The following is a 23,144-nucleotide window of genomic DNA, read 5'->3' on the forward strand; positions in this document are numbered from 1 at the left end:
CGCTTGGCCGCGAAGCAGTCGCCAAATGCCCCGCTCATTTGCCCATAAACCCCATGTCTGCTAGTGTCGCGCCGGTTTAACGTCAACCGGAACTCGCCGCCATGGCCCGCAAAAAAGCTGCACTGGATTTCGAACAATCCCTCGCTGACCTGCAAACGCTGGTCGAGCGTCTGGAGAATGGTGAATTGTCGCTGGAAGACTCGCTGACCGCTTTCGAGCAGGGCATCGGTCTGACCCGCGATTGCCAGGCGGCGCTGGCCCAGGCCGAGCAAAAGGTGCAGGTGCTGCTCGAGCGTGATGGCGAGTTGGCCGAGGAACCCTTCGACGCGGATCAACCAGAATGATTGCAGCGTATTCGGCGACCAGCCAGGCCCGGGTCAATGCGGCCCTGGAAACCCTGTTCATCGCGCCCGGCCCTGAGCTGGCGCGTCTCTACGAAGCCATGCGCTACAGCGTGATGAACGGCGGCAAGCGTGTGCGCCCGCTGCTGGCCTACGCCGCGTGTGAAGCATTGGGTGGCAAGGCCGAGCAAGCCAACGGCGCGGCCTGCGCGGTGGAGCTGATCCACGCCTACTCGCTGGTGCACGACGATTTGCCGGCCATGGACGACGACGACCTGCGCCGCGGCCAGCCCACCACTCACAAGAAATTCGATGAAGCCTGCGCGATCCTCGCCGGCGACGGCTTGCAGAGTCTGGCTTTCAGCGCACTGCTCGACCCGCGCCTGAACAGCGCAGACGCGGAAATCCGCCTGCAGATGGTCAGCGCCCTGGCATTGGCCGCAGGCCCGGCGGGCATGGTCGGCGGTCAGGCCATCGACCTGGGTTCGGTCGGTCTCAAGCTCGATCAGAAGGCCCTCGAATACATGCACCGGCACAAGACCGGTGCGCTGATCGAAGTCAGCGTCAAGCTCGGTGCCCTGGCCAGTGGGCACGCGCAGAAGGACGAACTGAAGTCCCTGCAGACTTATGCACAGGCCGTTGGTCTGGCATTTCAGGTCCAGGACGACATTCTCGACGTCGAAAGCGATACCGAAACCCTCGGCAAACGCCAGGGCGCCGACATTGCCCGCGACAAGCCGACCTACCCGGCCCTGCTCGGCCTCGACGCCGCCAAGGCCTACGCCCTGGAATTGCGCGATCAGGCCCTGCACGCGATGCGACCGTTTGACGCAGCGGCCGAACCGTTGCGCGATCTGGCCCGTTACATCGTCGAGCGTCGCAACTAAAGGCGTATCCGCCAAAAAGGACCTATGCGTGGGCAGGGTGCGATCCATCAGGTAAACTGCCGCCTCTTTTATACCTATAACGATTCGCCTGATGCCCACGACGTTTCATGAGATTCCCCGCAAGCGCCCAACCACGCCCCTGCTCGACCGCGCGAACACGCCGGACGGCCTGCGCCGGTTAGGCGAAGCCGAGCTGGAAACCCTGGCCGATGAGTTGCGCCTGGAATTGCTCTACACGGTCGGTCAGACCGGTGGGCATTTCGGCGCCGGCCTGGGCGTGATCGAGCTGACCATCGCGTTGCATTACGTCTTCGACACCCCGGACGACCGGCTGGTGTGGGACGTGGGTCATCAGGCTTATCCGCACAAGATCCTCACCGGTCGTCGCGAGCGCATGGGCACCCTGCGCCAGAAGGACGGCATCGCCGCCTTCCCGCGCCGCTCCGAGAGCGAATACGACACCTTTGGCGTCGGTCACTCGAGTACCTCGATCAGCGCAGCGCTGGGCATGGCGATTGCCTCCCGCCTGCAAAACAATGATCGCAAGGCCATCGCGGTGATCGGCGACGGCGCCTTGACCGCCGGCATGGCGTTCGAAGCGCTGAACCACGCGCCGGAAGTGAACGCCGACATGCTGGTGATCCTCAACGACAACGACATGTCGATCTCGCGCAACGTCGGTGGCTTGTCCAACTATCTGGCGAAGATCCTGTCCAGCCGCACCTACGCCAGCATGCGCGAAGGCAGCAAGAAAGTGCTGTCGCGCCTGCCCGGTGCCTGGGAAATTGCCCGTCGCACCGAAGAATACGCAAAAGGCATGCTGGTCCCCGGCACCCTGTTCGAAGAGCTGGGCTGGAACTACATCGGCCCGATCGATGGCCACGACCTGCCGACCCTGATCGCCACCCTGCGCAACATGCGCGATCTGAAAGGCCCGCAGTTCCTGCACATCGTCACCAAGAAGGGCAAGGGCTTCGCGCCTGCTGAAGTCGATCCGATCGGCTACCACGCGATCACCAAGCTCGAGCCACTGGACGCCCCCGCCGCTGCGCCGAAAAAGGCCAGCGGGCCAAAGTATTCCGGTGTGTTCGGCGAATGGCTGTGCGACATGGCCGCTGCCGACCCGCGCCTGGTGGGCATTACCCCGGCGATGAAGGAAGGCTCCGACCTGGTGGCCTTCAGCGAGCGCTTCCCGCTGCGCTACTTCGACGTGGCGATTGCCGAGCAGCACGCCGTGACCCTTGCCGCCGGTATGGCCTGCGAAGGCGCGAAACCGGTGGTGGCGATTTATTCGACCTTCCTGCAGCGCGGCTACGACCAGCTGATCCATGACGTGGCAGTGCAGAACCTCGACGTCTTGTTCGCCATTGACCGTGCAGGTCTGGTGGGCGAAGACGGCCCGACGCACGCCGGCAGCTTCGACCTGTCCTTCCTGCGCTGCATCCCCGGCATGCTGGTGATGACCCCGAGCGACGAAAACGAGCTGCGCAAAATGCTCACCACCGGTCATCTGTACGAAGGTCCGGCGGCTGTGCGCTACCCGCGTGGCACCGGCCCGAATGCAACCATCGAGAAGAACCTCGAACCGATCGAAATCGGCAAGGGCGTGGTTCGCCGTCAAGGCCACAACGTCGCCCTGCTGGTGTTTGGCGTGCAACTGGCCGAGGCGCTGAAAGTCGCCGAGACGCTGGACGCCACCGTGGTCGACATGCGTTTCGTCAAACCACTGGACGAAGCACTGGTCCGGGAAATCGCCGCCAGCCATGAGCTGCTGGTGACCGTCGAGGAAAACGCGATCATGGGCGGCGCCGGCGGCGCGGTCAGCGAGTTCCTTGCCCGGGAAAACATCCTCAAGTCGATGCTGCACCTGGGCTTGCCGGACACTTACGTCGAACACGCCAAGCCTGCGCAAATGCTGGCCGAGTGTGGATTGGACGAGGCCGGAATCGAAGCCGCGATCCGCGAACGGCTGCAGCTGCTTAACCGCTAAACACACTTTCCCTGTGGGAGCGGGCTTGCCCGCGAAGAGGCCGGCTTATCCAACATCAATGTTGGCTGTACCGACGCCTTCGCGGGCAAGCCCGCTCCCACAGTGTTTTGTGGGCTCTCAAAACTGTACTTGCCTTAACGCACCATCGGACTATCAATGAAGTTTGCCCGCGTCGCCCTGCCCCTGTTTCTGCTACCCACCGCCAATACCCTCGCTGACACTTTCGAACGCGATCAAGCCCTGAAACTGCCCGACGTGCTGATCAGCGCCAACCGCCAGGTCGAAGCGCGCAATGACAGCAGCGCCGCCAACACCGTGTTCACCCGCGAAGACATCGACCGCCTGCAACCGGACAGCGTCACCGATCTGCTGCGTCGAGTGCCGGGCGTGCAAGTGGCGCAAACCGGTGGTCGTGGCAGTTTGCCGGGGGTGTACATTCGCGGCACTCAATCGGCCCAGAGCCTGGTGCTGGTGGACGGCCAACGGATCGGCAACTCGACCTCCGGTGACAGCAACCTGCAACACATCAACATCGAGCAGGTCGAGCGCCTGGAAGTGCTGCGAGGCTCTCGCTCGGCGATTTACGGCAGCGATGCGATTGGCGGCGTCATCCAGATCTTCACCCGTCGCGGCGGCGAGCAAGGCTTGCAACCGCGCCTGCACATGGGCTTTGGCAGCCACCAGACCTGGGAGCGCAGCCTCGGCCTGTCCGGTGGCGATGAACGCACCCGTTTCAACCTTGGCACCAGCCTTGATGAAACCGCCGGGATCAACCGCACCCGCGAGTCGTATCCCAGCGATGGCGATCACGATGAATACCGCAACAAGTCGCTGAGCCTGAGCCTGAGCCACGCACTCACCGACGACATCGAAATCGGCGCCAACCTGCTGGATAACCGTGGCAAAAGCGCGTTCGACAACCCGTTTGGCCGCTTCGACCTGGCGACATTCGAGTCGGTGCAGCAACAGCCCTACAGCGAATTCGACGTGAGCAGTGTCAGCAGTTACCTCGATGCGCGAGTGAATGACCTCTGGAAAACCCGCCTCGAATTCGGCCACAGCGAAAACCGCGAGAAGACCCTCGACAAACTCAGCGACGAGCGCAGCGTGTTCAACACCTATCGCGACTCGCTGACCTGGCAGAACGATCTGAAGCTCAACGAGCGCAACAGCCTGATCCTCGGCGGCGACTGGTACGAAGACCGGATCAACAGCAGCACGGACTTCAACGAAGACAGTCGCTGGAACCGCGCGGCGTTCATCCAGCACCGCTACCAGACAGACCGCTTCTCCACCGAACTGGGCTTGCGTCACGATGACAATCAGCAGTTCGGCGGCCAGAACAGCTGGAGCGGCACCTTCACGCTGCCGCTGAACCCGGACAACGAGGTCCTGCTGAGCTACAGCGAAGGCTTCCGTGCACCGACCTTCAATGACCTGTATTACCCGGACTTCAGCAACCCCGACCTGAAACCCGAAACGTCAAAGAGCTATGAGCTGCAATGGCGCAGTCAGTTGACGCAGGACAGTCGCCTGGAAGCCTCGCTGTACCGCACGGACCTGGAAGACGCGATCATCTTCGGCAGCAACTCGCGCCCGCAGAACGTGGCTTCGGCACGGATCAACGGCTTTGAAGCGGCGTTGAAACAGGAGCTGTTCGGCTGGCAGAGCAACCTCGGCGTAGCGATCATTGACCCTCGCGATCGCGACACGGGCCATACCCTGGCGCGGCGTGCCCGGCGCACCTTGAGCCTGGACCTGGACCGGCAGTTCGACCGCCTGGGCCTCGGCGCCAGCTGGCAAGCGGTGAGCGGAAGTTATGACGACCTGAACAATCAACAACCCTTGGGTGGCTATGCCTTGTTGGGGTTGCGCAGCAGTTGGGAACTCAATCACGAGATCAAGCTGGAGTTGAAAGTCGATAACCTGCTGGACAAGGACTACAGCCGGGTGCTGTACAGCCATGAAGGCAGTCAGTATGGGTATCGAGAGGAAGACCAAACCTGGATGTTCGGGGTGACGTGGACCCCGCAGATCTGATCTGAAATGAGCGGTGTTCGGGTTGGCCTCATCGCGAGCAGGCTCGCTCCCACAGAGATCTGCGGTGTGCTCCAATCCAATGTGGGAGCGAGCTTGCTCGCGATGGCAGGCGCCCCGGTCTCAGCGATCAGGTGCGATCAACTGGCAAAGCCTGGCTGTCGCGTTGATCATCTGGCCGCTCGGCCGCTCCAGCCCTTTATCCTCTACCAACAGCAACTTTCCCTGCGCCACCGCCGCCACCTGCGGCCACGCCTTCCACGCATCGAGCTGCGCCTGATCGCCAGCCAGAATCACTTGCGGATTGCGCTGTAACACTGCTTCCACGCTGACCTGAGGTGCCGGCAACTTCAGATCGGCAAATACGTTTTCTGCGCCACAGACTTCCAGCGCGTCACTGATGATCTGCTCGCCGCCAATGGTGTACAGCGGTCGGTCCCAGACCTGATAAAACACTCGCAACGGCGTATCCCGTCGATAGCGCTGACGCAGTTCATCCAGTCGTCGGCGCAAATCCGTGGCCAATGAAGCGCCGCGCTCTGTTCGACCGAGCTGAGCGGCAATCGCCTCGATCTGTGCGGCAAGCTGTTCCAGGTTATGGGGCTCGGCGACGAAGGTCGGGATGTTCAAGCCTTTGAGTTGTTCACGCTGGGCCGGGCCGACGCTGCCGGGCCAGAGCAGCAGCAAGTCGGGCTTGAGGCTGAGCAGCCGCTCCATATCCAACTGACCGTAGCGGCCAACGGAAGGCAAGTCCTGGATTTCAGCGGGACGCTCACCGGCATTCAGCACCCCCACCAGCAGGTCGGCTGAACCCAGTTCGACAACAATTTCAGAGAGCGATGGCGCAAGACTGACGACCCGTTCGACCGCCGCCACCGAGCCGATGACGGCCAGCAGCAGAACCGCCAGCCAGGCCGCATGCATCAGCCGAGTTGACGCGGAATGCGGTAGAGGTAGAACAGCACCGTGGTCGAGAGCCCCAGCAGCACCAGCGGCACGGCTTCGAGACCGACGAACACGGCCAGGGCACCAATCCATGCCGGCAGGGCGGCGACAAGGAAGGCTGTGCGACGCTTGGCCGCCAGGCTGATCCACGCGGCAGGCTCTTCAGGGGTATCGAGGGCTTTCTGGGTGGCGATCAAGGCGTGCTTGTAAACACCGAAAAACTTCAGGCTGACAAACATCGAAGCCACACCGGCGATGAACAACGGCATCGCCAGCACCGGCAAGATCGCTTCGCTCTGGCCGAACACGCCGTTGATCACGAACAGCGGCAACAAGGCCAGCGCCAGGTATTGCCACCAGTTGACGGACAGTCGCCGCCGCACCTGACCGCGGGTCACGCCCGGTCTACCTCGCCCTGATGTTCATTGCCCATCATGTGGTCAAGCTTGCTGGCCTTGGTCGCCAGGTAGAGTTTGTTGTGCGGATTATGACCGGTGTGCAACGGCACGCGCTCGGCGACCACGATGCCCATCTCGGTCAAGGCTTTGACCTTGCGCGGGTTGTTGGTCATCAAACGCAGGGATTTCACGCCCAGGTGTTCCAGCATCGGCAGGCACATGGCGTAGTCGCGCTGGTCGGCGGCAAAGCCCAGGCGCTCGTTGGCTTCAACGGTGTCGGCACCGCCATCCTGCAGCTCATAGGCGCGGATCTTGTTCAGCAGGCCAATGCCACGGCCTTCCTGACGCAAGTACAGCAATACGCCCCGGCCTTCGCGGGCAATCGCCTGCAACGCGGCTTCGAGTTGCGAGCCGCAGTCGCAACGCTGGCTGAACAAGGCATCGCCCGTCAGGCATTCGGAGTGCAACCGGCCGAGTACCGGGGCACCGTCGGCAATCTCGCCCAGGCTCAGCACAACGTGCTCACGGCCGGTGGCTTCATCGAGGAAGCCATGCATGGTGAATTGCGCAAAAGGCGTTGGCAGCTTGCAAGCGGCGACAAAAACGACAGGCACCTGTGTGCTCCTGATCTAAAAGTCTGAAGATTCGCAGTCGGGCATTGTAACAGCAGGTTCCGGATGACGCTTAGGCTGAATTATCGGGGATAACGATCAAAAAGTTTGATATGCCCCCTGACGACACAGCTCCCGTGAGGTGTCAGCCCTTCAATTTTCGTCAAACGGATAAGGCTGTTTCCAGCGTTCGAAGATGGGTTTGAGCTCGCCGCTTTTCACCAGTTGTTCCATGCGCTGGTCAAACAACACCATCAGCGTACGGGCCTGCGGGGTCTTGGCGAAGCACAGATACAGCGGCAGTTCTGCGATATGGGTGCGGCGCAACTGCGATGGATCCTTGGCGCGGCTGACGACGTAATCGACCTCGGTCAACGCGTCTATATAGAAGTCGGCACGGTTGTGGGTCAGCATCGACACGATACCGGTACGCCGGATGACTTCGTCGTAATGACGCACATTGGGCAAGTAATCCTGGTAGTCGTAGCCACGAACCCACGCCAGCCGATAATTGCCCAGGGTTTCCGGGGTCGGCACCGGGCTGCTGGCCAGCCCCAGGGCGTAGATGTGATCGGTATCGAAGTTCCAGCGGGGATAGAGCAGCTCGCTGGATTCGTCGCGATAGGAACCGACACAGGCGTCGACCTCGCCACGCTCGGCCAGGCCTACGGAGCGCAGGTAGGGTTCAGTGCGGATATCGAGCTTGACGCCTGCCGGTTCGAAGACTTGTCGCAGCACGTCCCAGCCCAGCCCATGGCCGTCGGCGGCGGTATAGTCCTCCCAATCTTCGCTGGCCAGGTGAATGACCGACGGCGGCGCCACGACCTCCTGCGCTTGGGCGAGGGAGCAAAACACGGCAAGCACCATTACCATCAACCTGTGTAGAGCCATCCTTAGTTCTCCCACTTGGTGCCTCATGACCTCCACGGTCAGGTCAGGCGAAAATCCATACCAACCCCTGCATGGCCAGCCACGCAAACACACCCGCCAACACGTCATCGAGCATGATCCCGACGCCACCGTGCACATGCCGGTCGATCCAGCGAATCGGCCACGGCTTGAGAATATCGAAGAAACGGAACATCAGGAAACCCGCCAGCAACCACTGCCAGCCTTCCGGCACCAGCCACAGGGTGATCCACATGCCGACCATTTCGTCCCAGACGATGCCTTCATGGTCGTGCACCCGCAAGTCGTCCGCGACTTTGCCGCACAGCCAGAAGCCGAACAGCATGGTGATGCCGAGCATCAGCCAGTACCCCCAGTCCGGCAGCATCTGCCACAACGGGATAAAGGGTAGCGCAACCAATGAACCCCAGGTGCCGGGGGCCTTTGGCAAGGTGCCCGAGCCGAAGCCGAACGCCAGGAAATGCCACGGGTTGCGCCAGACCGACGGCGGTACGACTTCCGCCGGGACCTGTTTGGGATGATCTGTCACGGTGACTCCCGAAAATGTTGATAACCCCGGGTTTGCGGGGTGATGTCTTGCCCATCGCTATCGAGCAGCGTCACGCCCTGCCCCGCCACAATCCGCCCGATCACATGAATCGGCCAGCCTTCGGCCAGCAATGGCGGCAACTCGACGGACGGTAGCGTGAAAGCCAATACATAATCATCGCCACCGCTGAGGGCCGCGTTCTGCGCCCCCGCCTGCCCGAGTAAAGCGACCAGGGCCCCGGACAACGGCAAGCGATCGCGCTCGACCTGAACGGCGACCTTCGAGGCCAGCGCAATATGCCCACAGTCAGCGAGCAAGCCGTCGGAGATGTCCAGCGCCGCCGTTGCCTTGCCACGCAATGCCTGGCCCAGCGCCAACTGCGGTTGCGGCGACCAATAGTGCGCCAGCAGCGGATCGGCGATCGCAGGTTCGGCAGTGCGCTCGCCGAGCACCAGAGGCAAGGCGCCAGCGGCATTGCCCAGTTCACCGCCGACGCACAACAAGTCGCCCGGTTGCGCGCCGCTGCGGCTCAGGGCCAGCCCGTTGGGTACGCGCCCGAACACGGTCATGGTCATGCTCAACGGCCCGCGGGTGGTGTCACCGCCCACCAGTGCCACGCCGCAGCTTTGCGCCATCCGGTTCAAACCGCGGGCATAGGCCTGCAACCAATCGGCAGTCACCGTCGGCAAGGTCAGGGCAAGGGTAAAGGCAATGGGGGTGGCGCCCATGGCGGCCAGGTCACTGACGGCCACGGCCAGCGAGCGCTGACCGAGCAGAAAGGGATCGCAAGGGTCGGCGAAATGCACACCGGCCACCAGCGTATCGGTAGAAATCGCCAACTGCTCCCCCGGGGGAACAGCCAGCAAGGCGCAATCGTCACCGATCCCGAGGTCAACGCCTTCGCCGCCCTGCGCACAAGGCGCGGCGGCGAAGAAATTGCGGATCAGCTCAAACTCACCCATGGCAATGGCAGTTCAAGCGCAGGTTAGCGCTTGAACGCCTTCACTTCAGCTTCACGCAGACGCGGGGCCAGTTTGTCGAGCACACCGTTGACGAACTTGTGGCCGTCGGTGGAACCGAAGACCTTGGCCAGTTCGATACCTTCGTTGATCACAACGCGGTACGGTACGTCGACGCGCTTGAGCAGTTCCCAGGTGGACAGACGCAGAACCGCCAGTTCAACCGGGTCGAGCTCTTCGATGGTCAGGTCCAGGCAAGGCTTGAGTGCGGTGTCGATTTCGGTCTTGAACTGCGGAACCCCGTGGAGGATCTCGCGGAAGTAAGCGCCATCGACATCGCTGAAATCGTTATCGACCCGGAACTGCGCTTCGATCTCGTTCAGCGACTGTTTGGCCATGTGCCATTGGTACAGCGCCTGGGTCGCGAGCTGACGGGCTTCGCGACGCTTGACGCTTTTCGATGGCTTGCCGGCATCCGCAGGCTTTGGATCGCGCGGGTTGAAACGATCGCTTTCGTCGCTAATCACTTGGCCTCCAACTGCGCCAGCAGGCTGACCATTTCCAGAGCGGACAGGGCAGCTTCAGCACCTTTGTTACCGGCCTTGGTGCCGGAACGTTCGATGGCTTGCTCGATGGAATCAACGGTCAGGACGCCGAAGGCAACCGGAACGCCGAACTCCATGGACACCTGGGCCAGGCCCTTGGTGCATTCGCCCGCCACGTATTCGAAATGCGGAGTACCGCCACGAATGACCGCGCCCAGGGCGATGATTGCCGCGAACTCACCCTTCTGAGCGACTTTCTGCGCAACCAGCGGGATTTCGAAGGCGCCAGGCGCACGGATGATGGTGATGTCGCTTTCGCTCACGCCATGGCGAACCAGGGCATCAACTGCACCGCTGACCAGGCTTTCAACGACGAAGCTGTTGAAACGGCCCACTACCAGAGCGTAGCGGCCTTTAGGGGCGATGAAGGTACCTTCGATGGTCTTCAGGGTCATTCGTTAGATCTCTTAAAGAGCCGGGACGCGTCTTCTACGCGCCCCTCAGTGATATTTGAACCGCGAATTCAAGGCCGGAAACAACCGGTCATTATTCGGAGGGCACGTATTCTACAACTTCCAGATCGAAACCGGATATCGCATTAAATTTCATCGGCGCAGACATCAGGCGCATTTTGCGCACACCGAGGTCACGCAGGATCTGCGAACCGGCACCGACAATGCTGTAGGTGGTCGGTTTTTTCACGGCCGCGTGGTCTGCGGTTTCGCGGATGTGCGCCAGCAACACGTCGCCATCGAGCGGGTGACCGAGCAACAGCACCACGCCGCTGCCGGCCTCGGCAACCGCAGCCATGGCGGCGCGCAGGCTCCAGCGGCCCGGTTGCTTGACCATCAGCAGGTCGCGCAGCGGGTCCATGTTGTGCACGCGGACCAGGGTCGGTTCATCAGCGCAGACATTGCCCAGGGTCAGTGCCATGTGCACGTCGCCTTCCACGGAGTCACGATAGGTCACCAGGTTGAATTGGCCCAGTTCGCTGTCCAGCGGCTGCTCGGCAATCCGCTGAACGGTACGTTCGTGGATCATCCGGTAGTGAATCAGGTCGGCGATGGTGCCGATCTTGATGTTGTGTTCGGCAGCGAACGTTTCGAGTTCCGCGCGACGGGACATGGTGCCGTCGTCGTTCATCACTTCGCAGATCACGCCGCTCGGCTCGAAACCGGCCATGCGCGCCAGGTCGCAGGCGGCTTCGGTGTGGCCGGCGCGAGCCAGCGTACCGCCGGCCTGGGCCATCAGCGGGAAGATGTGGCCAGGGCTGACGATGTCTTCAGCCTTGGCGTCTTTCGCGGCCGCAGCCTGAACGGTGCGGGCACGGTCGGCGGCGGAGATGCCGGTGGTCACGCCGGTGGCCGCTTCGATCGAAACGGTGAACTTGGTGCCGAAACCGGAACCGTTGCGCGGCGCCATCAGCGGCAGCTTCAGCAGCTCGCAGCGCTCGCGGCTCATCGGCATGCAGATCAGGCCACGGGCGTGCTTGGCCATGAAGTTGATGTGCTCGGGCTTGCAGCACTCGGCGGCCATGATCAGGTCGCCTTCGTTCTCGCGGTCTTCGTCATCCATGAGGATGACCATCTTGCCTTGGCGGATGTCTTCAACCAGTTCTTCGATGCTATTGAGCGCCACAAGGCACCCCCTTGAGTCAGGATTTGAGGTAGCCGTTGGCGGCCAGAAAGCTTTCAGTAATGGTGCTGCCAGCCGTAGGCTCTGCGGCCTTGTCGCCGAGCAACAGGCGCTCCAGGTAACGCGCCAGCAAGTCCACTTCCAGATTCACCCGGCGACCTGGCTGGTACGACGCCATGATGGTTTCGCTCAAGGTGTGCGGAATGATCGTCAGCAGGAACTCGGCGCCATCGACCGCGTTCACGGTCAGGCTGGTGCCGTCGACGGTGATCGAGCCTTTATGGGCGATGTACTTGGCCAGTTCTTTCGGTGCGCGGATACGGAACTCCACGGCACGGGCATTCTCGGTGCGGGCAACCACTTCACCCACGCCATCGACGTGCCCGCTGACCAGATGCCCGCCAAGGCGAGTGGTCGGAGTCAGGGCTTTTTCCAGATTGACCGGACTGCCGCTTTTCAGGTCATTCATGGCGGTGCAGTCGAGGGTTTCGCGGCTGACGTCGGCCGCAAAGCCGTTGCCCGGCAATTCAACCGCCGTCAGGCACACGCCGTTGACCGCAATGCTGTCGCCCAGTTTGACGTCGCTCAGGTCGAGCTTGCCGGTTTCTACATGGACCCGCACATCTCCGCCTTTTGGGGTCAATGCGCGAATACTGCCGATGGATTCGATAATGCCGGTGAACATGGGGTTCTCCTCGAGAACAGAGCCAGCGCAGTAGCGATGGCCGGAAATTATACGCTCGCTGCTGGCAAAGGAATGGCAGTGACTCGCCAGTCATCGCCAACCGCACGAATTTCGATAATTTTGAGCGCTGGCGCGTCTTTCATTTGCGCGAGCGGCCAGTCCAGCAGTGGGCGCGCCGAGGAGCCCAGGAACTTGCCGGCCATGAAGATCTGAAACTCATCGACCAGACCTTGCTGGGCAAAAGCCCCGGCAAGACGCGGCCCCGCCTCGACCAACACCTCGTTGACTCCGCGAGCGGCCAGTTCGACCAGTAACTGGCGCAGATCGACCTGGCCATCGTAGCCCGGCACGATCAGGCACTCAGGGCCGTTGGCGTATTGCTCTTCCACCGCCATGCACGTGGCGACCAGCGCCGGCCCGGCCCTGAAGAATGGCGCATCCAGCGGCACGCGCAGACGACCGTCCACCAGCACGCGCAGTGGCGGACGGCTCATGGCCAGTGCGGTTTGCTCCGCGTCCAGCCCCAGCTCATCGGCACGCACGGTCAAGCGGGCGTTATCCGCCAGCACCGTGTCGGCACCGGTCAACACCACACTGGCCTGGGCCCGCAGGCGTTGTACCGCCGAACGCGCGGCCGGACCGGTGATCCATTGGCTTTCACCGTTTTCCATCGCCGTGCGGCCATCGAGGCTCATGGCCAACTTGACCCGCACGAACGGCAAGCCGTGTTCCATGCGTTTCAGGAAGCCTTGATTGAGCTTGCGCGCCTCGCCTTCCAGCACACCGCTTTCAGTGGCGATGCCGGCCTGTTCCAGGCGTTGCAGGCCGCGACCGGCGACTTCCGGGTTCGGGTCCTGCATCGCCGCGACCACCCGCGCCACACCGGCATTGACCAGTGCGTCGGCACAGGGCGGTGTCCGGCCATGATGGCTGCAGGGTTCGAGGGTTACGTAAGCGGTGGCGCCACGGGCGAGTTCACCGGCGGCGCGCAAGGCGTGGACCTCGGCGTGGGGTTCGCCGGCGCGTTCGTGCCAGCCTTCGCCGACGATCTGCCCGTCACGCACGATCACACAACCGACCCGGGGATTGGGGTGCGTCGTGTAATGACCTTTGCGCGCCAGTTCCAGGGCACGGGCCATGAAATGGGCGTCGAGGATGGCTTGTTCGGCAGGCACGCTCATTCTTTCACCGGCTCACGGGCCAGGCGATCGATCTCTTCGCGGAACTCGTTGAGGTCCTGGAAGCGGCGATACACCGAGGCGAAACGGATGTAGGCGACTTCGTCGAGCTTCTGCAGCTCGGCCATCACCAGTTCGCCGACGACGAGGGATTTGACCTCGCGCTCGCCGGTGGCACGCAGTTTGTGTTTGATGTGCACCAGCGAAGACTCCAGGCGTTCTACACTCACAGGGCGCTTTTCCAGCGCGCGCTGCATGCCGGCGCGGAGTTTTTCTTCGTCGAACGGCTGACGACTGCCGTCGGTTTTGATCAGGCGCGGCAACACCAGTTCGGCGGTCTCGAACGTCGTGAATCGCTCGCCGCAGGCCAGGCATTCACGCCGGCGGCGCACCTGTTCGCCCTCGGCGACCAGACGCGAGTCGATGACCTTGGTGTCGTTGGCACCGCAGAAGGGACAGTGCATGGTGGCAGGCAACAAAAAAAGGGAGGGCCATGGTAGCGCATCCCCGTGGCAAGACAAGCCATAGGGTTTGCGGTATACAGACGCCATGATCTATCGATCCATGGAATTTACCTTTACGGAGCTGCCAATGTCGTTACGACCGCTCATTTTGCTCAGTCTGTTCAGCCTGCTGGTGGCTTGCGGCAGCGATGCGCCCAAAACCCAGCCACCGACACCAGGCCCCGCGCCGGAGCAGGCGCAGAAGAAAGCCAGGGAGTCGGCCAACCTCGGTCCGCTGCCGGCGTATCAACGTGAACTGAGCGGCACCCTGCAAGGTGTGCCGGCAGGCGCCGAAGTCGAACTGGCGCTGCTGGTGATCGACGAAAAAGGCCGTCCGCAACAGTTACTCGCCAATTCGAGCCTGATCGGCAACAACCAGGTATTGCCCTTCCACCTGCGCTTCAATCCGGAATCCTTCCCGGCCGGTGCCCGGGTTGAACTGCGCGGCCGCGCCAGCCAGTCCGGCCAGCTGATCCTGCATCTGCCGGCGCAGCTGATCACGCAACCGAATACCCGGGTGCTGGGCCAACTGCAATTCGTCAAAGCCCCATGAGTGCTCCGCTCGACCTGCAACGGGCCTTGGGGGAATTGCTTGGCGATGCGCAATTGGTCGACTGCAAGCTGCCGGGCACCGAGCTGAAGCTGTGGCTGATCGATGGCGACAACATGGACCGCGCCTTCACCCCGGAAGAAACCCGGCGGATTCTGCATGAACCGCCTTACTGGTGTTTCTGTTGGGCCAGTGGCTTGGCGGTAGCCCGCTATCTCGCGCAATTCCCTGAGTGGGTCAAAGGCAAACGAGTCCTGGATTTCGGCGCAGGCTCCGGCGTGGCCGGGATTGCGGCGGTGAAGGCCGGAGCGCTGGAAGTGGTGGCTTGCGACCTCGACCCGCTGGCGATTGCCGCCTGTCGGGCGAATGCCGAACTCAATGACGTGCAGCTCCACTACTCGACGGATTTTTTCGCCGAAGCCGATCGCTTTGATCTGATCCTGGTCGCCGATGTGTTGTACGACCGGGCGAACCTGCCGCTACTCGATGAGTTCCTGAGTCGTGGCCAGGAGGCGCTGGTGGCCGATTCGCGAGTCCGGGATTTTCGCCATCCGTTGTATCGCCGAATCGAAATGCTTGAAGCGATGACCCTGCCGGATCTGGCGGAGCCGGAAGAGTTTCGGCATGTGAGCCTTTACCATGCGCGGCGCGCTTGAAAGCGTAGCGCCAGGCCGTATAGTTGCCCCATTCACGCTTCTACGAGATCCCCCATGAGCCAGGAAACGCCGTACATCTTCGACGCCACGACTGCCGACTTCGACCAGTCGGTGATCGAGAATTCTTTCCACAAACCGGTGCTGGTGGATTTCTGGGCCGAATGGTGTGCGCCGTGCAAAGTGCTGATGCCGATGCTGCAGACCATTGCCGAGAGTTATCAGGGTGAGTTGCTGCTGGCCAAGGTCAACTGCGACATCGAACAGGACATCGTTGCCCGTTTCGGCATTCGCAGCCTGCCGACCGTGGTGCTGTTCAAGGATGGTCAACCGGTCGACGGGTTTGCCGGGGCGCAGCCGGAATCCGCCGTGCGGGCGATGCTCGAACCTCACGTGCAAATGCCGCCGCCCGCAGCGGCCGATCCGTTCGACCAGGCCCAGGCGCTGTTCGACGACAGCCGCTTCGCCGACGCCGAAGCCATCCTCAAAGTGCTGCTGGGCGAAGACAACACCAACGCCAAGGCGCTGATCCTCTATGCCCGCTGCCTCACCGAACGCGGTGAACTGGGCGAGGCGCAAGCCGTGCTCGACGCGGTCAAGAGTGATGAACACAAGGCTGCATTGGCCGGCGCCAAGGCGCAGATCAAGTTTCTCGGCCAGGCCAAGGACTTGCCGGATGCCGCCGAGCTGAAGGCACGCCTGGCGAAAAATCCGCAGGACGATGAAGCGGTCTATCAACTGGCGGTGCAGCAACTGGCCCGCCAGCAATACGACGCGGCGCTGGATGGCCTGCTCAAGCTGTTCATCCGCAACCGCAGCTACAGCGAAGGCTTGCCACACAAGACTTTGCTGCAGGTGTTCGAACTGCTCGGCAACGATCACCCGCTGGTGACCACCTACCGTCGCAAGTTGTTTGCAGCCCTTTATTAAGCACGACCTTGCAGGAGCGAGCCTGCTCGCGATGGACATAAGGGCGCCGCAGTTATGCAGGTAGCCCGCGTCAGGATTGACGTCCTTCGCGAGCCAGCTCGCGCCTACAACCAGCGATAGAGCGGCGTATCCCCGCCGCTCTCCACCTTCACGTCCGGGCAATGGCGCAAACGCACCAACAGGCGTTTGCCCGCCGACGCATTACCGGTCAGCCCTTCCAGTTGCTCCAGCAGATCCGGCCCACTCAACTGCCCGGCCTTGCGCAATAAGTCCCTGGCAATCTGCCACAGCGCATCATCCTGATTCTGCGGTTTGGCCGGCGCGGCATTGACCTCGGTTTTTTCCACGGTCAACTGCGCCCCCAGCCGCGCCCAGTCGGCGTCATCCATCTCCAGCGTCAAATCCACCGGCCAGTCGCCGATGCTTCCGCGAATTCGCAACATGAGTCTGCTCCCGCCTGTTTCTGACGGGCATGCTCCCATGGGACTTGTGCAACGCCAAGCAGCCAGTCAAACTCTCCGCACTTACGTTATAAGATTACATAACATATTTTTCATTTTACTTTCCGGAGTGTCACCCATGCGTCGTCTGCTGCTCGCTTTGCCGTTTGCCTTGTTGCCACTGGCTGTCGCCCACGCGGCTGACGAACATGACCACGACCATGAGCACGGTAGCCTCGGCGCCCACGAACACGGTGTCGGTCGCTTGAACGCGGTGCTGGATGGTCAGACCCTGGAGCTGGAGCTGGAAAGCCCGGCGATGAACCTGGTGGGCTTCGAACACACCGCCACCACCGATGCCGACAAGGCCAAGGTGGCCACCGTCCGCGCCCAACTGGAGAAGCCCCTGGCGCTGTTCTCCCTGGCGAAAGCCGCCAGTTGCGAAGTGGCGAGTCAGAAACTGGAAAGCCCGCTGTTCGGCGACAAACCGGAGGCTGATGATGATCACGACGAAGACGCCAAGGACGAACATCATCACGACCACAGCGAAATTCACGCCCATTACAGCTTCACCTGCGCCACTCCCGGTGCGCTGAAGACTCTGGATCTGGCGAATATCTTCAACACGTTCCCGGCCACCCAGAAAATTCAGATACAACTGATCGGCCCGAGCGGGCAACAAGGGGTCGAGGTGACGGCGAAGGCCGCTGCCCTGAAATTCTGATCCACCGCAAATCAAACGTGGGAGCGAGCCTGCTCGCGATGAGGCCGTAACATTCAACATCTGTGTTGACTGTTACACCGCCATCGCGAGCAGGCTCGCTCCCACAGGTTAATGAACACCACTGAAATCGGCGCCATGACCCAAGCACTCATCGAACTGTCCGACCTGGGCTTCAGTTGGCCCGGTCACCCACCGTTGCTGGATATCCCGGCGTTTCGCCTGGAGCCGGGGGAAACCCTGTTCCTCAAAGGCCCGAGCGGCAGCGGCAAGACCACCCTGCTCGGCCTGCTCGGCGGTGTGCAGAAACCGAATCGTGGCAGTATCCGCCTGCTCGGCCAGGAACTGACCGAACTCTCGGCCGGCGCCCGCGATCACTTTCGCGTCGATCACACCGGCTACATCTTCCAGCAGTTCAACCTGCTGCCGTTTCTCTCGGTGCGCGAAAACGTCGAGCTGCCTTGCCACTTCTCCAAGTTGCGCGCGCAACGGGCGATCCAGCGCCATGGCAGCATCGATCAGGCCGCGGCCACGTTGCTTGCACATTTGGGTTTGAAAGATGAAAGCATCCTCAGTCGCCGCGCCGATTCGCTGTCCATCGGCCAACAGCAAAGGGTTGCGGCCGCACGGGCGTTGATCGGCCAACCGGAACTGGTGATCGCCGACGAACCGACCTCGGCCCTGGATTACGACGCCCGCGAAAACTTCATTCGCCTGCTGTTCGCCGAATGCCGCGAAGCCGGATCGAGCCTGCTGTTCGTCAGCCATGATCAAAGCCTTGCGCCGCTGTTCGATCGCCACCTGTCGCTGGCCGATCTCAATCGTGCCGCCACCCCGTCCGAGGTCTGAGATGTATTTGTTTCGTCTAGCCATGGCCAGCCTGGCTAACCGCCGCTTCACCGCGATCCTCACCGCGTTCGCCATTGCCCTGTCGGTCTGCCTGTTGTTGGCGGTAGAGCGGGTGCGCACCGAGGCCAAGGCCAGTTTCGCCAGCACCATCAGCGGCACCGACCTGATCGTCGGCGCGCGCTCCGGCTCGGTCAATTTGCTGTTGTACTCGGTGTTCCGCATCGGCAACGCCACCAACAACATTCGTTGGGACAGCTTCGAACACTTCGCCAGCAACCCGAAAGTGAAGTGGGCGATCCCGATGTCCCTCGGCGACTCGCACCGCGGTTACCGAGTGATGGGCACCACCGAAGCGTACTTCGAGCATTATCAGTACGGCCGCCAGCAGCACCTGGAACTGGCCGACGGTCGCGCCTTCGCCACCGATCCGTTCGAAGTGGTGCTCGGAGCCGAAGTGGCCGATGCACTGCATTACAAACTGGGCGACAAACTGGTCCTGGCCCACGGTGTCGCGGCGATCAGCCTGGTCAAGCACGACGACAAGCCCTTCACCGTGGTCGGCATTCTCAAGCGTACCGGTACCCCGGTGGACCGCACGCTGCACATCAGTCTTGGCGGCATGGAAGCCATTCACATCGACTGGCACAACGGCGTGCCAGCCAGGGGCGAAGGTCGGGTCAGCGCCGATCAGGCGCGCAACATGGACCTGACGCCGCAAGCGATCACCGCGTTCATGCTGGGCCTCAACAACAAGATTTCGACCTTTGCCCTGCAGCGTGAAATCAATGAGTTCCGCGGCGAACCAATGCTGGCGATCCTGCCGGGCGTGGCCCTGCAAGAATTGTGGAGCTTGATGGGCACCGCGGAAAAAGCCCTGTTCGTGGTGTCGTTGTTCGTCGTGCTGACCGGGCTGATCGGCATGCTCACGGCCATTCTCACCAGCCTCAACGAGCGGCGCCGCGAGATGGCGATCCTGCGTTCGGTAGGCGCGCGGCCGTGGCACATCGCAACGCTGCTGGTGCTGGAGGCGTTTGCCCTGGCATTGTCCGGCGTGGTCGCCGGCGTCGCGCTGCTGTATGTGTGCATCGCTGCCGCCCAGGGTTACGTGCAAGCCAATTACGGTCTGTTTCTGCCGCTGACCTGGCCAAGCGAATATGAATGGACGCTGCTCGGTGGCATTCTGATCGCCGCGCTGCTGATGGGCAGCGTGCCGGCCTGGCGCGCTTATCGCCAATCCCTGGCCGATGGCCTGTCGATCCGTTTATGAGGACGTTGAAAATGCCCCGCGCTCTGCTTGCGCTGTTGATGCTGGTCGCCCTACCCCTGTGGGCGGCCGAGCCGAAAGAGCTGACCTGGTCGGAAATGATCCCGCCGGACGCCCCGGCGGAAGTGCCGAACATGACGCCACTGCACGACATGTCGCAGATGAGCAGCGCACTGTCCGCCGAATCCGCGCCCGCCGCCAGGCAGGACATGCCCAACGCGCCGGTGGTCAAGGCCCTTGACGGGCAAAACGTTCGCCTGCCGGGTTACATCGTGCCGCTGGAAGTGAGCGAAGAAGGACGTACGACGGAGTTTCTGCTGGTGCCGTATTTCGGCGCCTGCATCCACGTTCCGCCGCCGCCCTCGAACCAGATCGTGCATGTCAAAAGCGAAGTCGGCGTGAAGCTCGACGAGCTGTATCAGCCGTATTGGATCGAAGGTGCGATGCAGGTCAAACCCTCCACCAGCGAACTGGCCGATGCCGGGTATCAGATGGAGGCGGACAAGATTTACATCTATGAATTGCCGGAGTGAACCGTTTTTTTTGCGTCCATCGCCAGCAAGCTTGCTCCCACAGGGAATCGCGCAACCCTGTGGCAGCGAGCTTGCTCGCGAAGAGGCCCGCAAAATCGCCAACAAAATTCCGCACACCCAACTTTCATTGAGCTGAGTCAAAAGACCGAATCAAACGGCTGTTTACCATTGGACTACAAACATTTTTAACGTCCTCTGGAGCCCCCATGAACAAGTCCTTGCTCAGCGTCGCGCTGGTCTCCCTCGCGCTCGCCGCCCCGCTCGCACACGCCCACGAAGCCGGTGAGATCATCCTTCGTGCCGGTGCAATCACCGTCAACCCGAAAGACGACAGCTCGAGCGTCAAAGTCGATCAGGGTCCGTTGGCGGGTACCAATCTGGGGGGCAAGGCAACCCTGAACAGCGACACACAGCTGGGTCTCAACTTTGCCTACATGATCACCAAAAACTGGGGGATCGAGCTGCTCGCGGCCACGCCGTTCGAGCATGACGTCAAACTCAAGGGCACGTCCCTGGGTGCGGCGAACGGCAAACTCGGCTCGCTGAAACACCTGCCGCCGACCCTCAGCGTCGTGTACTACCCGCTGGACGCGAAGTCCGCATTCCAGCCTTACGTCGGCGCCGGTATCAACTACACCTGGATTTACGACGAACACGTCAGCAGCGATGCCCAGGCCAAAGGCTTCAGCAACTTCAAGGCAGATAACTCCTGGGGCATGGCGTTCCAGGTCGGTGCCGATTACATGATCACCGACAACATCATGCTCAACGCCCAGTTTCGCTACATCGACATCGATACCCGCGCGACCGTGGAAAACGACGCCGTGGCACCGGGCACCCGTGCCCGCGTCAACGTCGATGTGGACCCGTTCATCTACATGGTGGGCCTGGGTTACAAGTTCTAACGGATGTTCACGTGGTGGTGAACCTGGCTTTTGTGGTGAAGGGGCTTGCCCCCTCGCCACAGGAATTAACTCGCCTCAGAAGCGAAATCCGGCCACAAAAAAGGCGCCTCCAGGGGCGCCTTTTTTGTGCTCGCTGAATCTCAGCGTCCCAACAATCGCGCCAGTCCGACACTCAACGGCGTCTGTTGCGGGCGGGTAAAGCGCTCCAGCAGACGCCGGTTGTTCGCCCGTGAATGACGGATGTCGCCGGAGCGTGCCGGGCCGTAGTTCACCGGCGGCAACTCGCCGATCACTTCCTTGAGCGCCGTCAGCATCTGCTTGAGGCTCGTCGCCTCGTTCCAGCCAACGTTGACCGCGCCGACGTCCACCTGCGGTTTCTCGATGGCTTGCACCAGCAGGCTGACCAGATCCTCGACGTAGACAAAATCGCGCGTCTGCTCGCCGTCGCCAAACACCGTGATCGGCAGGCCGTTCTGCGCACGCTCGCTGAAAATGCTGATCACCCCGGAATACGGCGAGGACGGGTCCTGACGTGGGCCGAAGATGTTGAAGAAGCGGAAAATCACCGGTTCCAGCCCATGCTGGCGCCCATAGAAATCGAAGTAATGTTCGCTGGACAATTTGTCCGATGCATAAGGGGTCAACGGCGCCTTGGGCGTGTCTTCATCGATCGGCTCACCTTCGCCATTGTTGCCATACACCGCCGCGCTGGAGGCGAACAACACGCGTTTGACACCCGTCTGGCGCATGGCTTCGCAGACATTGAGCGAGCCGATGAAATTGCTCTGGTGCGTTTTCACCGGATCGTCCACCGAGGCTTGCACCGACGCCACTGCCGCCAGGTGTGCCACGGCGCTGCAACCGGCCATCGCCCGTGCGACCAGTGCGGCATCGGCGACGTCACCGACGATCAACTCGACCTTGGGATTGTCCAGCGGCAGGTTGCTGCGCTTGCCGGTCGACAGGTCATCGAGCACCCGCACCGAATGGCCCTTGGCGAGCAAGGCATCGGCGAGATGCGAACCAATGAAACCGGCACCGCCGGTGATTAAAACGGGGCCGTCAGCCATGGCGATAGAACCTGTCGAGTAAGCCCGGAAGGGCCGCACGCCAAGCGCGTGGCTTGATCCCGAACGTGTGCAGAATTTTTTTGCAGGCCAATACCGCGTGTTGCGGTTCTTCAGCGGCGTCCGGGCGCGCGGCGTGAGCCTGGGCGGTCGGTGCTTCGATGGCCAGCGGATGCAGGGCCCGTGCCTCGGTGAGGATCGCCTGGCCCAGGGCCAGCGGCGTGGTCGCTTCATGCCCGGCGTAGTGGTAAGTGCCCCACAGCGGCGCGGCGCAGTCCAGCTGCTTGAGTACGGAGATGATCACTCGGGCAGCGTCATCCACCGGGGTCGGATTGCCCCGCCGATCGTCGGCCATCAGCAACTCTTCCGGCAGTTCGGCGCGACTGAGAAAACGCCCCAGCGTGCCCTCGGGACTGTCGTCGAGCAGCCAGCCGAAACGCAACAGCACATGTTGCGGGCACGTGGCGCGCACACTTTGCTCGATACGCCACAACGCCTGACCGCGCAGGCCCAACGGCACCGGTTCGTCTTTTTCGCTGTAGGCGGTCGCCCGGGAGCCATCGAACACGCGATAGCTCGAAGGTTGCACCAGGACGATGTTGTGATGCTGGCACAGTTCGGCCAGGCGTTCGATCGCCCGCTCCTGCCCGGCCAGACGCTGTTCGCTGACCGTCTCCGCCTGGAACCAGTCGAAGTAGTAGGCGAGGTTGATCAACGCGTCCGGGCGGGTGTCGTCGAGCAGTTGCGTCAGGCTCGCGGCATCCCAGCCGTCTTGCGGTGGGCGGGGGGCGAGGAAACCGATGTCTTCTTCCGCACCGAGGCGAATCAGCGCTTGCCCAAGGGCATTTCCGCCGCCCAGTAACATAAGGCGCATTCGCATAGAGTCAGCAGGCCCAGTCTGATTGGAACGAGGGTTTGTCGACAGCGCTCGTGAGCGGTGTCGTTGAAAGTAGCCAGAATCCTTGCATTTTGCGGGTTTAGTGCGCAACCGTCATCCGTAAAGTGTAGATGTGCGGGATTTGGGCTGCCTGCGCCGCCCCAGCGGTACTTGCATCTTGCGCCCCCCACCCGCATAAATTG

The 23,144-nt window shown here is 62.0% G+C and carries 27 protein-coding genes; 12 read left to right on the forward strand and 15 right to left on the reverse strand.

The annotated features are described in order from the left end of the window. Positions 1-101: 101 nt before the first annotated feature. The 4 genes from JQF37_RS07895 to JQF37_RS07910 all read left to right on the forward strand — a co-directional run bounded on the left by JQF37_RS07895 (position 102) and on the right by JQF37_RS07910 (position 5,258). Positions 102-344 (forward strand): exodeoxyribonuclease VII small subunit, encoded by a 243-nt coding sequence (locus tag JQF37_RS07895; protein WP_007894317.1) that lies wholly within the window; start codon positions 102-104, stop codon positions 342-344. Further along, the gene (gene ispA, locus JQF37_RS07900; protein WP_047533844.1) at positions 341-1,228 is read left to right on the forward strand and encodes a (2E,6E)-farnesyl diphosphate synthase; all 888 of its coding nucleotides are present in this window, start codon (positions 341-343) and stop codon (positions 1,226-1,228) included. Before JQF37_RS07895 ends, ispA begins: the two co-directional genes overlap by 4 nt. Positions 1,229-1,319: 91 nt before the next feature. Further along, complete coding sequence (dxs, locus tag JQF37_RS07905) at positions 1,320-3,218, forward strand: 1-deoxy-D-xylulose-5-phosphate synthase (RefSeq protein ID WP_130209775.1); 1,899 nt, start codon at positions 1,320-1,322, stop codon at positions 3,216-3,218. 156 nt (positions 3,219-3,374) lie between these two features. Continuing rightward, positions 3,375-5,258, forward strand: a complete 1,884-nt coding sequence (locus JQF37_RS07910) for a TonB-dependent receptor (RefSeq protein ID WP_130209773.1) — start codon at positions 3,375-3,377, stop codon at positions 5,256-5,258. Between the two features lie 120 nt (positions 5,259-5,378). On the opposite strand, the gene JQF37_RS07915 is transcribed toward JQF37_RS07910, so the two are convergent. From JQF37_RS07915 to nrdR, 12 genes are all read right to left on the reverse strand, one after another. Next, complete coding sequence (locus JQF37_RS07915; RefSeq protein WP_130209771.1) at positions 5,379-6,179, reverse strand: cobalamin-binding protein; 801 nt, start codon at positions 6,177-6,179, stop codon at positions 5,379-5,381. Beyond that, on the reverse strand, positions 6,179-6,598 hold the full coding sequence (locus tag JQF37_RS07920) for an MFS transporter (RefSeq protein ID WP_130209769.1): 420 nt from the start codon (positions 6,596-6,598) through the stop codon (positions 6,179-6,181). Before JQF37_RS07920 ends, JQF37_RS07915 begins: the two co-directional genes overlap by 1 nt. Continuing rightward, the gene (gene ribA, locus JQF37_RS07925; protein WP_047533858.1) at positions 6,595-7,212 is read right to left on the reverse strand and encodes a GTP cyclohydrolase II; all 618 of its coding nucleotides are present in this window, start codon (positions 7,210-7,212) and stop codon (positions 6,595-6,597) included. The genes JQF37_RS07920 and ribA overlap by 4 nt, the downstream gene beginning before the upstream one ends. 150 nt (positions 7,213-7,362) lie before the next feature. After that, entirely contained in the window at positions 7,363-8,100 is a 738-nt protein-coding gene (locus tag JQF37_RS07930; RefSeq protein ID WP_130209767.1) for a transporter substrate-binding domain-containing protein, read from the reverse strand. A 43-nt stretch (positions 8,101-8,143) separates the two neighbouring features. After that, positions 8,144-8,647 (reverse strand): phosphatidylglycerophosphatase A, encoded by a 504-nt coding sequence (locus JQF37_RS07935; RefSeq protein ID WP_047533863.1) that lies wholly within the window; start codon positions 8,645-8,647, stop codon positions 8,144-8,146. Further along, positions 8,644-9,609: a thiamine-phosphate kinase gene (gene thiL, locus JQF37_RS07940; RefSeq protein WP_130209765.1), complete on the reverse strand. Its 966-nt coding sequence runs from the start codon at positions 9,607-9,609 to the stop codon at positions 8,644-8,646. The genes JQF37_RS07935 and thiL overlap by 4 nt, the downstream gene beginning before the upstream one ends. 23 nt (positions 9,610-9,632) lie before the next feature. Continuing rightward, positions 9,633-10,133, reverse strand: a complete 501-nt coding sequence (gene nusB, locus JQF37_RS07945; protein WP_103403407.1) for a transcription antitermination factor NusB — start codon at positions 10,131-10,133, stop codon at positions 9,633-9,635. After that, positions 10,130-10,606, reverse strand: coding sequence for a 6,7-dimethyl-8-ribityllumazine synthase (gene ribE, locus JQF37_RS07950; RefSeq protein WP_003228649.1), 477 nt, complete (start codon positions 10,604-10,606; stop codon positions 10,130-10,132). Before ribE ends, nusB begins: the two co-directional genes overlap by 4 nt. Positions 10,607-10,697: 91 nt before the next feature. Further along, a complete protein-coding gene (ribBA, locus tag JQF37_RS07955; RefSeq protein ID WP_130209764.1) occupies positions 10,698-11,789 on the reverse strand; it encodes a bifunctional 3,4-dihydroxy-2-butanone-4-phosphate synthase/GTP cyclohydrolase II in 1,092 nt (363 codons plus the stop codon). Positions 11,790-11,805: 16 nt separating this feature from the next. Continuing rightward, complete coding sequence (locus JQF37_RS07960) at positions 11,806-12,471, reverse strand: riboflavin synthase (RefSeq protein ID WP_008059524.1); 666 nt, start codon at positions 12,469-12,471, stop codon at positions 11,806-11,808. 47 nt (positions 12,472-12,518) lie between these two features. Further along, positions 12,519-13,652, reverse strand: coding sequence for a bifunctional diaminohydroxyphosphoribosylaminopyrimidine deaminase/5-amino-6-(5-phosphoribosylamino)uracil reductase RibD (gene ribD / locus JQF37_RS07965; RefSeq protein ID WP_130209762.1), 1,134 nt, complete (start codon positions 13,650-13,652; stop codon positions 12,519-12,521). Further along, complete coding sequence (nrdR, locus tag JQF37_RS07970; protein WP_003228656.1) at positions 13,649-14,113, reverse strand: transcriptional regulator NrdR; 465 nt, start codon at positions 14,111-14,113, stop codon at positions 13,649-13,651. Before nrdR ends, ribD begins: the two co-directional genes overlap by 4 nt. Before the next feature lie 127 nt (positions 14,114-14,240). Here nrdR and JQF37_RS07975 point away from each other — a divergent pair, with 127 nt between their 5' ends. Genes JQF37_RS07975 through trxA form a run of 3 tightly spaced genes read left to right on the forward strand, consistent with a single transcriptional unit; the run spans position 14,241 to position 16,285 of the window. Next, positions 14,241-14,705: a YbaY family lipoprotein gene (locus JQF37_RS07975; protein ID WP_130209760.1), complete on the forward strand. Its 465-nt coding sequence runs from the start codon at positions 14,241-14,243 to the stop codon at positions 14,703-14,705. After that, positions 14,702-15,358 (forward strand): 50S ribosomal protein L11 methyltransferase, encoded by a 657-nt coding sequence (locus JQF37_RS07980; protein WP_130209758.1) that lies wholly within the window; start codon positions 14,702-14,704, stop codon positions 15,356-15,358. Before JQF37_RS07975 ends, JQF37_RS07980 begins: the two co-directional genes overlap by 4 nt. A gap of 54 nt (positions 15,359-15,412) precedes the next feature. Then, positions 15,413-16,285 (forward strand): thioredoxin, encoded by an 873-nt coding sequence (gene trxA / locus JQF37_RS07985; protein WP_130209756.1) that lies wholly within the window; start codon positions 15,413-15,415, stop codon positions 16,283-16,285. Between the two features lie 104 nt (positions 16,286-16,389). On the opposite strand, the gene JQF37_RS07990 is transcribed toward trxA, so the two are convergent. Next, entirely contained in the window at positions 16,390-16,728 is a 339-nt protein-coding gene (locus JQF37_RS07990) for a hypothetical protein (RefSeq protein WP_130209754.1), read from the reverse strand. 136 nt (positions 16,729-16,864) lie between these two features. Between JQF37_RS07990 and JQF37_RS07995 the strand changes: the two genes are divergently transcribed. The 5 genes from JQF37_RS07995 (at position 16,865) to JQF37_RS08015 (ending at position 20,997) form a co-directional block, all read left to right on the forward strand. Continuing rightward, entirely contained in the window at positions 16,865-17,449 is a 585-nt protein-coding gene (locus JQF37_RS07995) for a DUF2796 domain-containing protein (protein ID WP_130209752.1), read from the forward strand. A 135-nt stretch (positions 17,450-17,584) separates the two neighbouring features. Continuing rightward, the gene (locus JQF37_RS08000; protein WP_130209750.1) at positions 17,585-18,295 is read left to right on the forward strand and encodes an ABC transporter ATP-binding protein; all 711 of its coding nucleotides are present in this window, start codon (positions 17,585-17,587) and stop codon (positions 18,293-18,295) included. A 1-nt stretch (position 18,296) separates the two neighbouring features. Beyond that, positions 18,297-19,562 (forward strand): ABC transporter permease, encoded by a 1,266-nt coding sequence (locus JQF37_RS08005; RefSeq protein WP_047533894.1) that lies wholly within the window; start codon positions 18,297-18,299, stop codon positions 19,560-19,562. An 11-nt stretch (positions 19,563-19,573) separates the two neighbouring features. Continuing rightward, positions 19,574-20,092 carry a DUF3299 domain-containing protein gene (locus tag JQF37_RS08010; protein ID WP_090466835.1) on the forward strand — a complete coding sequence of 173 codons (519 nt, stop codon included), beginning with the start codon at positions 19,574-19,576 and terminating at the stop codon, positions 20,090-20,092. Positions 20,093-20,298: 206 nt separating this feature from the next. Further along, positions 20,299-20,997 carry an OmpW family outer membrane protein gene (locus JQF37_RS08015; RefSeq protein ID WP_130209748.1) on the forward strand — a complete coding sequence of 233 codons (699 nt, stop codon included), beginning with the start codon at positions 20,299-20,301 and terminating at the stop codon, positions 20,995-20,997. Between the two features lie 140 nt (positions 20,998-21,137). Here the strand turns inward: JQF37_RS08015 and JQF37_RS08020 are convergent, their stop codons facing one another. Both JQF37_RS08020 and JQF37_RS08025 read right to left on the reverse strand, forming a co-directional pair. Continuing rightward, positions 21,138-22,067 carry an NAD-dependent epimerase/dehydratase family protein gene (locus JQF37_RS08020; RefSeq protein ID WP_130209746.1) on the reverse strand — a complete coding sequence of 310 codons (930 nt, stop codon included), beginning with the start codon at positions 22,065-22,067 and terminating at the stop codon, positions 21,138-21,140. Continuing rightward, entirely contained in the window at positions 22,060-22,944 is an 885-nt protein-coding gene (locus tag JQF37_RS08025; RefSeq protein ID WP_103403396.1) for a sugar nucleotide-binding protein, read from the reverse strand. The genes JQF37_RS08020 and JQF37_RS08025 overlap by 8 nt, the downstream gene beginning before the upstream one ends. Between the last annotated feature and the right edge of the window lie 200 nt (positions 22,945-23,144).

Origin of the sequence: Pseudomonas sp. MIL9, assembly GCF_016887925.1 — a bacterium.
GTDB classification, from domain to species: domain Bacteria; phylum Pseudomonadota; class Gammaproteobacteria; order Pseudomonadales; family Pseudomonadaceae; genus Aquipseudomonas; species Aquipseudomonas mohnii.